The following is a 16,246-nucleotide window of genomic DNA, read 5'->3' as shown; positions in this document are numbered from 1 at the left end:
AAAAAGCTGATCGACCTGATGCCTTCGGAGGCGGTGCCAAACTACGCTTACCAGAACAACGGCAACCTCACGTTCACTAACAAGGCAGCGGACTGGGGGCTTGGGGATCCAAGCTTCTCCAACGGATCGGCCTACGGCGACCTGGACAACGACGGCGCACTGGATCTGGTAGTGAACAACGTGAACATGCCGGCCTTTGTATACCGCAACAACAGCCGGAAACTCCATCCTGAGAACAAATACCTCAAAGTAGTATTGCAGGGCGAAGGCAATAACCGCTTTGGCACAGGCAGCCAGGTAACGGTTTACTATAACCATACGCTCAGTTACCAGGAGCAGATGCCCGCCCGCGGCTTCGAAAGCAGTGTAGATAACCGGCTCAACTTCGGGCTGGGGAAAACGAAGCTGATCGATTCGGTATTGGTAAAATGGCCGGACGGCAAACAAAAGCTGCTGAAAGCGGTGCAGCCCAACCAAACCATTGTTGTAAAACAAAGCGAATCGGCACAGCCAATAAAAACGAAGCCAGCGATAGCACCAAAAGCAATATTCGCCGAAAGCGCAGACAATTACGGTATCAGCTTTAAACATACCGAGAACGAATACGTAGACTTTGACCGGGAGAAGCTCATCTTTCAGATGCACTCTACCGACGGACCCCGGATGGCAGCAGGCGATGTGAATGGCGATAAACTGCAGGACTTTTACATCTGCGGAGCCAAGGACCAGCCAGGAGCGCTATACATCCAAACCGCCGGCGGGCGGTTCAAAAAAAGCAACGAAGCGCTGCTGGAGAAAGACAAAGGGAGCGAAGATACCGACTGCCTGTTCTTTGACGCGGACGGCGATGGCGACCAGGACCTGTACGTTTGCAGCGGAGGCAGCGAGTTCTCGGCCAACTCCACAGAGCTGATCAGCAGGCTTTACCTGAATGATGGGCACGGGCTTTATAGCCGTTCGCCACAAGTGCTGCCCTCGTTCCAGTTCGAGAGCAGTTCCTGCGTGTCAGCAGCCGATGTGGATGGTGATGGCGACCAGGACCTGTTCGTAGGCGTACGGCTAAAACCGGGCAACTGGGGTTATGCCTGCAAAAGCTATATATTAGAAAACAATGGCAAAGGTATATTTACCGATGCAACCGATAAAGTGGCCCCGGCTCTAAACCAGGCGGGTATGGTAACGGATGGCAAATGGCTCGATTACGACCGTGACGGCAAACCGGACCTGGCCATCTGTGGGGAATACATGCCGATCCGCATCTTTCATAACCAGGACGGCCAGTTAAAAGAGATCACGGCAACAGCAGGGCTTTCCATGAGCAGCGGTTGGTGGAACCGGCTGGCGGTGGCCGATGTGAACGGCGACGGCTACGCCGACCTTGTAGTGGGTAACCACGGCCTCAACTCGCGGTTTAAAGCCAGCATAAAAAAACCGGTGAGCCTTTACACGGGCGACTTCAGCGGGACCGGCACCATCGAGCAGATCGTGTGCACCTATAATGGTGATAAGCAGTACCCGATGGTGCTGCGGCACGACCTGATGGGCGAACTGCCGCTGCTGAAGAAGAAATACCTGCGCTACGAGCAATACAAAGAGCAAACGATGGAAGACATTTTTGGCGCGGAACTGCTGAAAACCATCACTAAAACAGATGCGTATGAACTGCGGAGCAGCGTGGTAATAAACAGCGGGAACGGCAAGTTCCGGCTACAACCCCTGCCGGTAGAGGCGCAGTTCTCCACGGTATTCGGGCTGGTGGTAAAAGACCAGGACGGGGACGGCAAGGCGGATATTGTGCTGGGTGGCAACTTCTACGAATCTAAACCGGAGGCAGGCATCTACGATGCCAGTTACGGGCTGCTGCTGAAGGGCGATGGGAAGGGGGCTTTCCGCGCGGTTGCACCGCAACAGAGTGGTATATTGGTAAAAGGTGCTGTTCGCGATATCATGCAGATCGGTGCCGGCAGCAAAACCCTGCTCGTGTTCGCGAAAAATAATGACCAACCTGCGTTCCTTATCAAACAGAACCCGGGCATCCATACCAAATTACAATAAATACAGTTTTAACGCTAAGGATCTTCTCAACAACGCAACATATTATGGCAATAGAGGCAGTGAATGTAAACAACAAGGCAACCGGGCAGAATACCTATGATGCCATCGTTATCGGTTCGGGTATCAGTGGGGGATGGGCCGCCAAGGAATTAACAGAAAAGGGCCTGAAAGTGCTGATGCTGGAGCGCGGTAGAAACTATGAACACATTAAGGGCTACGTTACGGCAAACAAAGCCCCCTGGGAGTTTCAGCATCGCGGCCAGCCAACGTTAAAGCAAAAAATGGATAACCCGGTAATATCCCGCCCCTGGGCCATGTACGGTACCGCCGCACAAGAACCGCTGATGGATTCCTGGGTGAATGAAAAGGATAGCCCGTACGTTGAGAAAAGGCCATTTACATGGTGGCGCTCTTACCAGTTGGGCGGCAGGTCCACCTTGTGGGGACGGCAAAGCTACCGGTTGAGCGACCTTGATTTTGAAGCCAACGCCAAAGATGGCATCGCGGTAGATTGGCCGATACGTTACGCCGACATGGCGCCCTGGTACGACCATGTTGAGAAGTTTATCGGCGTCAGTGGCTCAAAAGAAGGGCTGGCGCATCTGCCCGATGGTCATTTTATGCCGCCGATGGACCTTAATTGTGTGGAAAAGGATGTAGCCTCGCGAATAAAAAGTTTTTACAAAGAGCAGCGCCATATGTTCATCGGTCGCGTAGCCAATATTACGACTCCGCTTCCGGGCCGTACTAACTGCCAGTACCGCAACCGTTGCTGGGAGGGCTGCCCGTTTGGTGCCTATTTCAGTACGCAATCATCAACCCTGCCTGCCGCAATGGCAACGGGTAATTTAACGGTACGCCCATTTTCTATAGTTACCCAAATACTGTACGATAAGGACACGAAGAAGGCTACCGGCGTGGAAGTGCTGGATGCCGAAACCAACAAAACCTACACGTTTAATTCGCGCATCGTGTTTCTCAATGCTTCCAGCCTCAACAGCGCCTGGGTGCTGATGAACTCTGCCACCGATGTATGGACAGAAGGACTGGGTAGCAGCAGCGGAGAACTTGGACACAATATTATGGATCACCATTACATGCTTGGCGCCCAGGGAACCGTTGAGGGTTACGACGATAAATATTACTTCGGTCGCCGGGCCAATGGCTTTTACATACCGCGGTTTGCCAACATAAATGGCGACAAGCGCGACTTCCTGCGCGGCTACGGTTTCCAGGGAAGTGCCAGCCGAGACGGTTGGAGCCGCAACGTGGCCGAAATGAATATCGGAGGCGGCTTTAAGGATGCAATTTCAGAACCGGGAGCATGGCACATTGGTGCCACTGGTTTTGGGGAGATATTGCCTTATCACGACAATAAAATGTCGCTGGATAAAACGGTTAAGGATAAATGGGGCCTGCCTGTACTGGCAATGGACGCCGGGCTGAAAGAAAATGAATTGAAAATGCGCAAGGACATCATTAAAGAGATAGTGGCGATGTATGATGCTGCCGGCGTTAAGAACGTTACTACCTGGGATGAAAACTACGCGATAGGGCAGGGCATACACGAGATGGGAACAGCCCGGATGGGCCGCGACCCTAAAACCTCGGTATTAAACGGCCACAACCAGGTATGGGACGCATTGAACGTTTTTGTGACCGATGGCGCCTGCATGACCTCCAGCGCCTGCCAAAACCCTTCGCTTACTTACATGGCGCTTACCGCCCGCGCAGCATCCTTCGCCGTGGAGGAGCTAAAGAAAGGAAATATTTAACAGGTAATTGATCTCCATCAAAATACCGGGCTGTATAAATATAAAACTGCAATTTGGCATCTGGGAGCCCCGCAAACATGCGGGGCTTTATGCGTTAATTTTTCTGAGTAATGATGCTATGATAGTATCGAACACGGATTGAATACCGCCTTATCGGTTCGATGTTGCAGAGCTTTATATTGAATTTTTAGGGATGCATCGGAGCCGTTAGCGCTCTTTTTTATTACACTATGCAGGCAGATTTTCGAATAGTTTATTGCGATGCGCCGGTATTTGTAACAATAGACAGGCGATCTACTCTTATTGGCAGTTTTATAACCGACACTTTATGCAAATGATCAGGAAATATTCAGTTTTAATAGGGATAGTACTATCATTGATTTTAATACTGGTAGCTATTTTAATTTATCCGGGCGGCACAATGTTCAATGAATATGCTATTGGATTTGACTGGACAAAGAATTTTATGAGCAACCTTTTTGGAACCAGAGCGTTAAATGGTTCCGAAAACCCTTCCAGGATTTGGGCATACTCAGGGATGATCTTACTTCCGCTTACCTATGCCATCTTTTTCGTTAATATGTCAAAAAAGATACCGGAAAAAAATGCCGCTTATATTCTCAAATATGGAGGCATAGCTAATATTTTATTCACGTTTTTAACCGTAACATACTTGCATGATATTATGTTGATCATATCAACCTCGATATTTTGGACGTGTATCATTGTGATCATGGTTTTTATCTTGAAAACGAAACTTCATTTATTAAAATTCCTGTGCATCATTACCGTTCTGGTTTTTTATTACGGAGTTTACCTATGGGGAACAAGTAATTGGGCGCTGTTACCGATTATGCAGAAGGTTAATTTTGCCAGTTCGACATTATTGATTTTAGGGTTGGAGTATTTTACCAAAAAGGAAGATTTTGCCCATATTAAACCGAAGACACGTAAGCATTAGCAACAAACGGCTAACATGGTAACTAACAATAGCGGTTTAATATAAAAGGACATGCAATTTTTGATTCGTAAGTCCTTAAATATTTAATACAGAGCGTTTATCCACTGGGGGAATCGAGCCTCGCTTTATGCCGACAAATATTTATTCAACACTTTTCCGTTTTTGAAAGCGATGGAACTTTTTAATTTCAGAATCTTTTGCTCCCGATGGCAATACCGGCAAAATATTTCAATTTCTTCCAATGAACTGCAGCTTGCAGATAATTGGAATAGTAGATGTAATAGGCAGCCCAATAGCTGATATAATGGGTTGAAGCTGCAAATTTAAGGCCGCGTGTAATTAGTGATTGCACAGGCAAAGGATCTGGCTTCAGGAGCCGTTTTACTTATTTGCTGTTTCGCCCTTTGATGCGCAACGATCATATACTTGCCTTATTTGATACCTATTGTTTTTTTATGAATTAGCGCGTAATTATAAATTATGTGATTATGCATTGCCGTGGTTTACATATCCGGGCCATTAAAAGCCTTGTCGCTGCTAAGCCATGAAAAAGTTAGCTGTAAATTGTATGTCGTAACCGCTCAGGACGGTGCTACCACGCAAACGTATACCCTTACAGTCACCAAGCAACGTCAATTTTTAACTGATTTGCAAGTTAAATAGCGGTTGTTTTAGTAGCATATCCTCAAACGCTTGCAGTTGTGCTTTTGTATTAAGCGGTACGGTTAATACTTCGTTGAAAAGCGTTTTATAGTAAGCAATACCGTTTAATAACTGGTCTTTAAATTTAAAAAGTTGTTTACTCTTCTTATCCGTTAAATTCAGCAAATTTTGCTGAATGTCTTTTTGCAGGTAATCGACATACAGCTCCAGCTCTTTTAAAAATACATGCGGTCGGTTGACGCTTTTTAGCAGGTTCACCTTGCCATAAATATGGCCTATCATTTCATCTAACGAAAATGCCTTTTTAAAATAAGCCAGGTTTGGGCCGGGGCAAATGGCCACTGCGGTGTTTTCTTTTGGCTTGGCTATATTGTATTTTAAATAAGCCGATGAACACAGCCCTTCGCAAAGGCAAATTTTCTCAGTGATGGCGTTGAAAGCCTTATCGTGTTCGGCCTCCGGCAGGTTCAGCCGATCCAGTTGCTTTATTTTGAGATTTTGGTACTCACGGGAGGCGGTGCAAATAGGCTTATCGGTAAATTCAGTATCGGTGCATAAAAACTTTTTAGTGCAGGGACTGCCGGGGCGGTTGTTTTCAATACGACTGAGTCGTTGCTGTTCTATCGTGCTGCTCCTGAAGTTGTTGAACAGGATGCCGAGCGGCGACGAGTTGCTTAAGTAATAATCATTTTCACTCGCGGTGGTTAGCTGCAGCAGGGTTTCATCGTCCACATTGGTGGCCTCCGGAACCAGCAGGAAAGGACTGCCCCAACCCGTAGCGTCGAGGTTATAATGGCGTTTTAAGAATTCATTTTCATCAGCCGCGCCAATGCCGCCCTGTACGCTTACCCTTTGAGTTGACGGTTTTGTTGTGATAATGCCTTTTAAAATGAGTGCAGTGTGATATAACTGATAAAGCTCCTCCAGCATTTCGGCACGGCGCGCTTTAAATTCCTGGAGGATAGGGCCCAGTAAAAAGCCCTCGGTAGCAAAGGCGTGGCCACCGCAGTTTAATCCAGATTCTATCCTGAACTCGGATACCCAAAGCCCTTTTTTGGCTAAAAATTTGGCCTGTATAAATGCCGAACGAAAATCGCTTACCTTAAGGGTCACCTTCTTGTTAAGCTGCCCGTTTTCGTCGGGAAAAAAACCCTGGAAATTTTCCAGGTAGCTGTAAAGCCGCGGGTTCATGCCGGCTGATAGGATGACCGATGATCGCAGGTCGCTGTCGGCAAAACCTCTTAAGGCTGCAAGCGCGTCGGTGTTGTCATCGCCGGTGTAGGTCCCGTCGTCATTAAAGTTCATCCTATCTACCTTCGCCATAATGTTCACGTCGATAGATCCCGCAACCATGCTTTTGCGCAGTATAGCCTGAAATATCTGCTTCCTTTCGCACTCCGGGTAATCTATCATCAGATCGTAACCCTGCCTTAACTGCGAGTTTTCGGGCAATAATTCAAAGTAACGGCACAGATCTGTACCAGTCTCAAATGATTGCGCGCGCAGATCATCAAACTGTTCATCAACCAGTTTTTTTACCAGGTTTAAATAAGCGTTGATGCGCTTCGCGCGGTAGTCGGCATCCGTTTTTTTGATGGGGACGAACGTTTCTGCATTTTCAATGGTGTGGTATTCGCGCATACGTTCAATCAATTCGTCGTCTACAACAGACATTACCGAAGAAATACCGTAGCGGGCTACTTTAAGAGGGGTATCGATAGAAAAACCTAAACCTAAAACAGGGATGTGAAATGTATGGCTCATGGGCCAAAAGTACCGCAATGGCGGTTAACGAAAACTGATCAGCATCACATTTTCGCTCGTTTATCATCACTATTTAAGCCTACCTAAAACGGGAACTTTGGATCATAAATATTCAGAAATGACGGAAAGCACTGTTACCGAAACGACCCTTTGTTACCACTGCGGCGACGAATGTTTAAACACAGCATACGTTGAGGCTGAAAAGCATTTTTGCTGCCAGGGCTGTAAAAGCGTTTACGGCATATTATCTGCCAATAACCTTTGCAGCTACTATAATTTTAACGACCACCCGGGCTTAACCCGCGCCCGTACAGATAAACGCTTTGATTACCTGGACGATGCGGGAATTGTAAAAGAGTTGATAGACTATACGGACGACAACCTCACTATTGTGACCCTGTACATTCCACACATTCACTGCAGCTCATGTATCTGGCTTTTAGAGAAACTAAACAAGTTTAACCCGGCCATATCCTACAGTCGGATAGATTTTCTGAAAAAGCAACTGAACATTAAGTACGATTCGCAACATCTTAGCTTGCGCCAATTGGTGCAGCTGCTTTTTGATATTGGCTACGAGCCGGCTATAAGCCTTCAGGATGTTATCAAGAAACAAAACACCATTAAAGATAACCTGGTGCAGCGTATAGCTGTTGCCGGTTTTTGTTTTGGAAATGTGATGCTGCTGAGCTTCCCCGAATACCTTGGGCTATCATCTTTCGAACAATCCTTCAGGCATTTTTTTGGATGGCTCAATATCTTGTTCTCGGTGCCGGTAGTGTTTTACAGCGGGCGCGAATATTTTGTTTCGGCATGGCAAAACCTCAGGAATAAGGTTTTGAATATCGATTTTCCACTGGCTCTGGGTATAGCCGTTCTGTTTGTTCGTACAGTAGTCGAAATTGTAAGTAACGTGGGTGTGGGCTTTGCCGATACCCTTTGCGGCTTGGTGTTCTTTTTGCTGGTGGGGAAGTTTGTGCAGCGCAAAACCTATCACCACATCTCATTCGAACGCGATTACCGTTCGTTTTTTCCAATTGCCGTGCAGGTGATAGCAAATGGTGTGGAGAAATCAGTTCCGCTTGCCCAGCTTAAGGTTGGGCAGCGGATAGTGCTGCGCCATAACGAGATCATCCCCGCCGATGCTATTTTGCTGAAAGGGGAGGCACTGATAGATTTTAGTTTTGTTACGGGCGAATCTATCCCGGTTGATAAAACACTTGGCGAGATAATTTATGCTGGCGGGAGGCAAACAAGTGAGGCGATAGAACTGGAGGTGGTTAAGCTGGTATCGCAAAGCTACCTCACCCAGCTTTGGAACAACGAAGCCTTCACCCGTCAGCAGGATAACCGGATGCAGACCTTTAACGAGCGGGTGAGCAAGTATTTCACTTATGTTTTACTGGCCATAGCGTTGGGCTCACTGTTTTTTTGGTTGCCAACCAGCTTAAACAGGGGGCTGGCCGCATTCACCGCGGTGCTCATTGTTGCCTGCCCCTGCGCGCTGGCATTAAGCACGCCATTCACCATGGCGGCAGCGCTCAGCATTTTTGATAAGAACCTTTTCTACCTCAAAAATACCGCGGTAGTTGAACAATTGGCAAAGGTAGATACCATTGTTTTTGATAAAACAGGAACGATAACTACCGCGGCTGATAGCAATATGACACTCACGGGCGAACTTTCGCAGTTTGAGGTAAGGTTGATCTATAGCGCATGTAACAGTTCAAACCATCCCTTATCCAGGATGATATGCCGGTATCTTGGAAAGATTTTACCGATTAATATAGATACTTATCTTGAAGTCCCGGGAAAGGGCATCAAAGCCCATATTGGCGATAACAGCGTATTGGTGGGGAGTGGGAAATTTCTCTTCGGGAATTTTGAAGAACTGGTCGGCCAAACCCGTGTGCATCTACAAATAAATGGGCATTACCTGGGTTATTTCTCGTTCAAACAAAACTACCGGGTGGGTTTACAGCAAATGGCGGAGCAGTTGGAGCGCTATCAAACGTTCCTGATATCTGGAGACAGTGATCACGAAAAGGAAAGCCTGCTGCCCGTATTTAAAAGCGCCGACCGAATGAACTTTAATCAGTCGCCGCAAAATAAGCTTGGTTTTATACAACTGCTTCAGCACTTAAAAGGGAAAGTAATGATGATAGGGGACGGGCTTAATGATGCCGGTGCCTTGAAACAAAGCGACTTGGGCATAGCGGTGACCGATAACATCAACAACTTTTCGCCTGGCTGTGATGCCATACTGGATGGCCGTTCGTTTAATAAGCTGCCTGCTTTTCTAAAATTCTCTAAAAGCACGGTTACCATTATCCATTGTTCGTTTGCCATCTCCCTTACCTATAATCTCATTGGTTTAAGCTATGCGGTTACCGGTAACCTTTCGCCGCTTACGGCGGCTATATTGATGCCCTTAAGCACGGCAACCATTATTTCATTTACAACCATTGCCACACATTTTGCAGCTAAAAGGAGGAAACTGGCGTGAGTATCATTTACTTTTTAATAGGATGCAGCGTTTTGTTGGCGCTCCTTTTTCTGCTGGCTTTCTTTTGGGCACAGCGCACCGGGCAAAACGATGACCTGTATACGCCATCGGTACGTATTCTGCTGGATGATGAACCGGAGCCACATGATAAAAAGTGACGGCTATCACCTTTTGCCAGAACCGCTATCACTCTTAGCCGGCCTGGCTTAAAATACCTTTACACCATTATAAAATAACATTTATGCAGCCCGAAAAATTTTACTATGATAACAAGATCGTGCGGAATTTTGGTATTGCCACCATTGTATGGGGCATTATCGGAATGACGGTCGGTCTTATTGCCGCTATCCAGTTATTTAAGCCCGCCATGAATATGGGCAACCAATACACCACTTTTGGCCGTATCCGCCCCCTGCATACCAACGCGGTGATCTTCGCCTTTGTGGGGAACGCTATATTTATGGGTGTTTACTATTCGTTGCAACGCTTGTTAAAAGCCCGCATGTTCAGCACTTTTTTAAGTAACCTGCATTTCTGGGGCTGGCAGCTCATTATCGTATCGGCCGTAATAACATTGCCATTGGGTTTTACCACCTCGCACGAATATGCCGAGCTGGAATGGCCCATTGATATTGCCATTACTATTATCTGGGTGGTGTTCGGCGTTAATATGTTCGGCACCATATTTAAACGCCGCGAACGGCACTTGTATGTGGCCATTTGGTTCTACATCGCTACGTTTGTAACCATAGCGGTATTGCATATTGTAAACTCGTTTGAGCTACCGGTATCGGCATTTAAAAGCTATATGGTTTACGCTGGTGTACAAGATGCCCTGGTGCAGTGGTGGTACGGGCACAACGCGGTTGCATTTTTCCTTACTACGCCGTACCTGGGTATGATGTACTATTTTTTGCCAAAAATGGCCAATCGCCCGGTATACTCTTACAAGTTGAGTATCCTGCACTTTTGGGCACTTATATTTATTTATATCTGGGCAGGCCCGCACCATTTGTTGTACACCACTTTGCCGGAATGGGCGCAATCATTGGGCGTAGCGTTTTCTATTATGCTGATTGCACCGAGCTGGGGGGGGATGATCAACGGTTTGCTTACCCTGCGCGGCGCCTGGGATAAAGTGCGCGATGATGCTATCCTTAAATTTATGGTTGTTGGACTCACCGCATACGGTATGGCCACCTTCGAAGGGCCGATGCTATCGCTGAAACAGATAAACGGTTTGGCTCACTTTACCGATTGGATAGTGGCGCACGTACACGTTGGCGCTTTAGGCTGGAACGGTTTTTTAACCTTCGCTATTTTGTACTGGCTGATACCACGCATTTATAAAACGGAGCTTTACTCAAAAAAGATGGCGTCGTTCCACTTCTGGATAGGCACATTGGGGATCCTGTTTTACGCTATACCCATGTATTGGGCCGGTTTTACCCAAGGGCTTATGCTTAAAGAGTTTACCCATGAAGGTATGCTGAAATACCCCAGCTTTTTAGAGACCACCCTGCGCATTATCCCAATGCATGTGATGCGCTCTATTGGGGGCACGTTCTACCTGTTAGGGGTGATTGTAATGGCCTATAACCTTACCCGCACCATGATGCAGGGCAAACTGGTAGCCAATGAGGCGGCCGAAAGTATGCCTTTAGAGCCTTTGAACGAAACGGCCGACAGTGGCTGGCACCGTAAACTGGAGCGCAGGCCAATTCAATTAATGATGGCAGCGCTCATCGTGATCCTGATAGGCACCGTGATAGAATTGATGCCAACCCTTACCATCTCCTCCAATGTACCTACCATAGCCAGTGTAAAACCTTATACGCCACTGGAGCTGCAGGGGCGGGATATTTATATCCGCGAGGGTTGCTCTAATTGCCACTCGCAAACGGTAAGGCCGTTCCGGTCGGAAACGGAGCGCTATGGCGAGTACAGCAAGGCCGGCGAGTTTGTGTATGATCACCCGTTCCTTTGGGGATCTAAACGTACCGGGCCCGATCTGGCGCGCGAAGGACAGAAATACGGCAACGCCTGGCACTACAACCACATGATGGACCCGAGGCTGATGTCGCCGGGGAGTATTATGCCAAATTACGACTGGCTGCTCACCCAGAAATTAGATACCACAACAACCGTGACCAAAATTAATGCCATGCGAACGCTTGGTGTACCATACGCTGCCGGTTACGAACATAAAGCCAATTACGACCTGAACAACCAGGCGCAACAGATAGTGGATAACCTGGCTAAGGATAAGATAAAAGTGAAAAACGATAAAGAGATCATTGCCATTATTGCCTACCTGCAAAGGTTAGGAGTTGATATCAAAGCGGATAAAAACCCAAATAAATAATCAGAACCATGTTTAAACAATTCACAGAGAACATAAACGGGCACCAGGTTTACCTGCTTAGTTCATTGGGTATATTCCTTGTATTTTTTATTGTGGTCACTATTGTCCTATTCAGGTTGGGAAAAAGCCATGTAGACCACATGAGCCGTCTCCCCCTTAGTGATAATGATGTTATTGATCCATCTAAAAACCTACTCTAATGAAGCGGCGTATCCTTACAACCACAATAATTACTCTTTTTACCGCGCAAAGTTTTGCCGCTGGCGATAGCATGATGCCTGCCGATATACAAAACTACATTGGCTATGGCGCTATAGTAACTATGCTGCTGCTATTTTTAATAGCGCTGCTGATGCTGCTGCGAACTTTTAAAGTACTTACCCGGGTGGTTCTTAAATCGCAGGGGTATACCACTCAGCAAATAGAGGCAGAGCTAACCCCTGCAAAAAAAGCCAAACGGCCAAAAGCGGAGGTATGGCAAAAACTGCTGTCGCTAAAACCACTTTCAGAAGAAAAGGATCTTATCATTCCGCATGAGTATGATGGCATACAGGAACTAAACAACCCAACCCCCGCGTGGTTTATGGTGCTCTTTTATTCAACTGTTGTAATTGGCATTGCCTACCTGCTTATTTACCATGTGTTTAATTTGGGGCAACTGCAATACGCTGAGTATAATACCGAAGTGGCACAGGCCGAAGTAGCTAAAAAGATCTACCTCGGTAAAGCCGCTAACAGGGTTGATGAAAGCACCGTAAAATTAGCTACTGACCCCGCCGTACTGGCAGAAGGTAAAACCATATTTAAGCAAAGCTGTGTACCCTGCCACGGCGAAAATGCCCAGGGTGTGGTTGGGCCTAACCTTACTGATGAGTTCTGGCTGCACGGCAATAAGGTGAGCGATGTTTTTAAAACCATCAAATATGGCGTGCCTGCCAAGGGGATGCCAAACTGGGAGAAGCAGCTTTCACCAAAGCAAATTGCAGATGTATCAAACTACATCCTTTCGCTGCAGGGAACTCACCCGGCAGGGGCTAAGGAAGCGCAGGGCGAAAAAGAGGCAGCGGAAAAACTGGCGTCAAATTAATGATGATGGAAGCAGCTATAGTGCCGGATGATGACGGGAAGAGGAAATGGCTGTACCCGGCCTTGCGCAAAGGTAAGCTGTATAAATGGCGATCTGCCATTAGCTATGTTTACCTTGTTTTCTTTTTTGCAGGGCCTTTTTTGAGGATAGGCGGACAGCCCTTTTTGTTGCTGAACGCTATCGAACGGAAGTTTGTGATACTTGGGCAGGTATTTTGGCCCGAAGACATCTTTTTGTTTGTAATAGCAACGCTGGTGTTCGTAGTTTTCGTGATACTTTTTACCATAGCCTTTGGGCGGGTGTTTTGCGGATGGATCTGCCCGCAAACCATTTTTATGGAAATGGTTTTCCGCAAAGTGGAGATCTGGATAGAAGGTGATGCCAATAAGCGCCGTAAGCTTGATGCAAGCGAGTGGACGCGGGAGAAGGTCTTAAAGAAAGTATTGAAGCATGTGATCTTTATTCTGCTGTCGTTCCTTATTGCCAATACTTTTCTGGCGTATGTTACCGGCAGCGAAAACCTGCTGAAGATCGTCACTGAACCGGTTTCTGCTCATGTGATCGGCTTTGTAAGCATCTGCATATTCACAGTCGCTTTTTACCTGGTGTACAGCCAGGTGCGCGAGCTGGTTTGCACGGTGATATGCCCCTACGGGCGTTTGCAAGGCGTTTTGATTGATAAAGACACCGTTGTGGTAGCCTACAACGATGTTAGAGGAGAACCGCGCGGCAAACTGAAAAGAGATACAGAGCAATCGCAGAAGGGCGATTGTGTGGATTGCGATCTGTGTGTTGCCGTTTGCCCCACAGGTATCGATATCAGGAACGGAACGCAGTTAGAATGCATTAACTGCACGGCTTGCATAGATGCCTGCAACCATGTGATGGAGAAGATCAAAAAGCCGCTAAACCTCATTGGCTATTACTCGGAGAACATGATCGTGAATAACCAAAAACCTTCCTTTACCTGGAAGATGGGCGGTTACAGCGTGATAATGGTTTTGCTGATAGGCATACTAAGCTATTTTATATTCAGCCGGAGCGATATTGACATGACGGTGATGCGGAGCGGAGGGATGCTTTACCAGGAACAGCCAGGCAATTATGTAAGTAATATATACAATGCCGAGATCATCAATAAATCTAACGAAAAAAGGGTGATCATCATAAAAGCGACGGATCCGGCTGTGAAGATAAAGTACATACAGGCGCCGGGGGCTATCGAAAAGGGTACTTCGGTAAAAGTAGTGTTTTTTGTGATGTTGCCTGCCAACGCTATCCACTCGCCAAAAACAACCATCAAATTACAATTGACGAGCGCAGGTAAGGTCCTGGAGACTGAAAATACATCATTTATTGGGCCGATAAACAATTAACAATATGAACTGGGGAAAAGGAATAGTATTAGGGATGTCGCTGTTTATGGCTTTTATCATCAGCATGTGCGTTTATATGTTTAACCTCCCTGTAGATGATTACGATCATCAGTACTACGAAAAAGGCCTGAACTTTAACGGCGATTACAACCGCGAACAGCAAGTTGTAAGAGATAACGCGCAGCCCCTTATTACACAAACTGCTGCCGGTGTTGCTATCGAATTTAAACAACCGGCTACTGGGGTGATCAAACTGGTGAACCCTCTTGGTAAAAGTAAGGATCTCGTTTGTCCATTGAATACAGGTGCGGATAAACATCTAAGCATCCCCGCAAACAAATTCACAACAGGGCGATGGGGCGTCAAGATAGAGTGGAGTAGCGGCAAGAAACATTATTTATACCAGCAGAATATTTTTATCAATGGAAAATAACCAGGTAGCTTTTTTTATAGGCCTGTTTGGTAGCGTGCATTGCGTTGGTATGTGTGGCCCGCTGGCGTTTAGCATTCCTTCGGACAGAAAATATTGGTGGAGTTTGGTTGCCGATAAGGTGCTCTATAATTTGGGGCGCATTATTACCTACTCGTGTCTGGGTTTGTTGCTTGGTTACCTGGGTAAATTGTTCTGGCTGGCCGGTTTGCAACAAACGGTAAGCATCATAAGCGGGATATTCATAGTTACCCTCGGTATCATCCGGTTGGTTAAGTTTAAAGGTAATTTGGGTAGCCCTGCGTCTTTCCCCTTATTTTACCGCCTGATAAATCTTGCAGTAAAAAACAAGGCGGGCCATTTAATATTAGGTATCCTGAATGGGTTTTTACCATGCGGTTTTGTGTATGTGGCGCTATTTGGGGCGCTCAACACCACAACACCAGCGGGTGCGGCGCAGTTTATGTTTTGGTTTGGCATGGGTACTTTCCCGCTCATGTTTATCGCAACACTCAGTTTTGGATTTTTAAGCCCGATGATCCGTCGCCGTATCAATGTGGCCATGCCTTACCTGATGGTTTGCCTTGGTTTTTGGTTCATTCTGCGCGGCTCGGGCTTAAACATCCCTTATCTCAGTCCTTTGTTAAAACAGGTAGGGGCTACCATCTGTCGTTAAATTTTTAGGAATGTGACCAGCGTTACTTTTTAAGTTATCTCCCGTCATTCATCGGCGGCATGCAATAACCCACCTTTGCCATATAAAATCAACACCAATGGCAACTTTAGCAAATAACACCGCTCATTGGAACAACGTAACTCTTACAAACAATATTAACCATAGCGTATTGGCAAATCTCCCTGCCTGTGCGGATAGGTAAGCACCTAACCGCACGCTATGGTTTATGGTATCATTAATAGCCCAGGGTGTTTTATTCCTGCCTATACCGGCTGTTTTGCTCTTTTATTTTAACGCGCCGCTTGCTGTTTTGGCAATAACATTGGTGCTTTCTTCTCTAATATTATTGCAGGTATCCGCGTGATGCTTGGCTTTTTTGCCTTCAGCATTATTGTGCATCTGTTAATGATAGTAGCATTTATAATATAACGATGATACCAAAAATGATGCGAGCGGCGGTTGTGCAGACAGCTAAGCTGGAAGATATCAACCAAGTATTTGAGGATATGAAAAAAGGAGATATTACCGGCAGAGTAGTATTACAAATAGCAAATCCCTACTAATAAATAGCAAGTAAAAAGGGTCGCT

Annotated in this window: 12 protein-coding genes; 11 read left to right on the top strand and 1 reads right to left on the bottom strand. The window is 46.5% G+C overall.

The features are described from left to right. The 3 genes from ABIX36_RS23835 to ABIX36_RS23825 all read left to right on the top strand — a co-directional run. Positions 1 to 2,055: VCBS repeat-containing protein (locus ABIX36_RS23835; protein WP_348084674.1), on the top strand; the 2,055-nt coding region annotated here is incomplete at its 5' end. A gap of 44 nt (positions 2,056 to 2,099) precedes the next feature. After that, complete coding sequence (locus ABIX36_RS23830; RefSeq protein WP_348084673.1) at positions 2,100 to 3,830, top strand: GMC family oxidoreductase; 1,731 nt, start codon at positions 2,100 to 2,102, stop codon at positions 3,828 to 3,830. A gap of 334 nt (positions 3,831 to 4,164) precedes the next feature. Then, a complete protein-coding gene (locus ABIX36_RS23825; RefSeq protein ID WP_348084672.1) occupies positions 4,165 to 4,791 on the top strand; it encodes a hypothetical protein in 627 nt (208 codons plus the stop codon). A 639-nt stretch (positions 4,792 to 5,430) separates the two neighbouring features. Here the strand turns inward: ABIX36_RS23825 and ABIX36_RS23820 are convergent. Continuing rightward, entirely contained in the window at positions 5,431 to 7,218 is a 1,788-nt protein-coding gene (locus tag ABIX36_RS23820) for a hypothetical protein (protein ID WP_348084671.1), read from the bottom strand. A gap of 118 nt (positions 7,219 to 7,336) precedes the next feature. On the opposite strand from ABIX36_RS23820, the gene ABIX36_RS23815 reads away from it, so the two are divergent. The 8 genes from ABIX36_RS23815 to ABIX36_RS23780 all read left to right on the top strand — a co-directional run bounded on the left by ABIX36_RS23815 (position 7,337) and on the right by ABIX36_RS23780 (position 15,658). Continuing rightward, on the top strand, positions 7,337 to 9,724 hold the full coding sequence (locus tag ABIX36_RS23815) for a heavy metal translocating P-type ATPase metal-binding domain-containing protein (RefSeq protein WP_348084670.1): 2,388 nt from the start codon (positions 7,337 to 7,339) through the stop codon (positions 9,722 to 9,724). Beyond that, a complete protein-coding gene (gene ccoS, locus ABIX36_RS23810; protein ID WP_348084669.1) occupies positions 9,721 to 9,882 on the top strand; it encodes a cbb3-type cytochrome oxidase assembly protein CcoS in 162 nt (53 codons plus the stop codon). Before ABIX36_RS23815 ends, ccoS begins: the two co-directional genes overlap by 4 nt. A gap of 83 nt (positions 9,883 to 9,965) precedes the next feature. After that, a complete protein-coding gene (gene ccoN / locus ABIX36_RS23805) occupies positions 9,966 to 12,089 on the top strand; it encodes a cytochrome-c oxidase, cbb3-type subunit I (RefSeq protein WP_348084668.1) in 2,124 nt (707 codons plus the stop codon). Between the two features lie 8 nt (positions 12,090 to 12,097). After that, positions 12,098 to 12,289: a hypothetical protein gene (locus ABIX36_RS23800; protein ID WP_348084667.1), complete on the top strand. Its 192-nt coding sequence runs from the start codon at positions 12,098 to 12,100 to the stop codon at positions 12,287 to 12,289. After that, positions 12,289 to 13,176, top strand: coding sequence for a cbb3-type cytochrome c oxidase N-terminal domain-containing protein (locus tag ABIX36_RS23795; protein WP_348084666.1), 888 nt, complete (start codon positions 12,289 to 12,291; stop codon positions 13,174 to 13,176). Before ABIX36_RS23800 ends, ABIX36_RS23795 begins: the two co-directional genes overlap by 1 nt. After that, a complete protein-coding gene (ccoG, locus tag ABIX36_RS23790; protein ID WP_348084665.1) occupies positions 13,176 to 14,552 on the top strand; it encodes a cytochrome c oxidase accessory protein CcoG in 1,377 nt (458 codons plus the stop codon). The genes ABIX36_RS23795 and ccoG overlap by 1 nt, the downstream gene beginning before the upstream one ends. Before the next feature lie 4 nt (positions 14,553 to 14,556). Beyond that, positions 14,557 to 14,985 (top strand): FixH family protein, encoded by a 429-nt coding sequence (locus ABIX36_RS23785; protein ID WP_348084664.1) that lies wholly within the window; start codon positions 14,557 to 14,559, stop codon positions 14,983 to 14,985. After that, positions 14,975 to 15,658 (top strand): sulfite exporter TauE/SafE family protein, encoded by a 684-nt coding sequence (locus ABIX36_RS23780; RefSeq protein ID WP_348084663.1) that lies wholly within the window; start codon positions 14,975 to 14,977, stop codon positions 15,656 to 15,658. Before ABIX36_RS23785 ends, ABIX36_RS23780 begins: the two co-directional genes overlap by 11 nt. Positions 15,659 to 16,246 lie beyond the last annotated feature (588 nt).

Source organism: Mucilaginibacter sp. (genome assembly GCF_039925265.1).
In the GTDB taxonomy this organism is placed as follows: domain Bacteria; phylum Bacteroidota; class Bacteroidia; order Sphingobacteriales; family Sphingobacteriaceae; genus Mucilaginibacter.
Note: the sequence above shows the minus strand (reverse complement) of the source record. Positions and strands in the feature narration are given on the sequence as shown.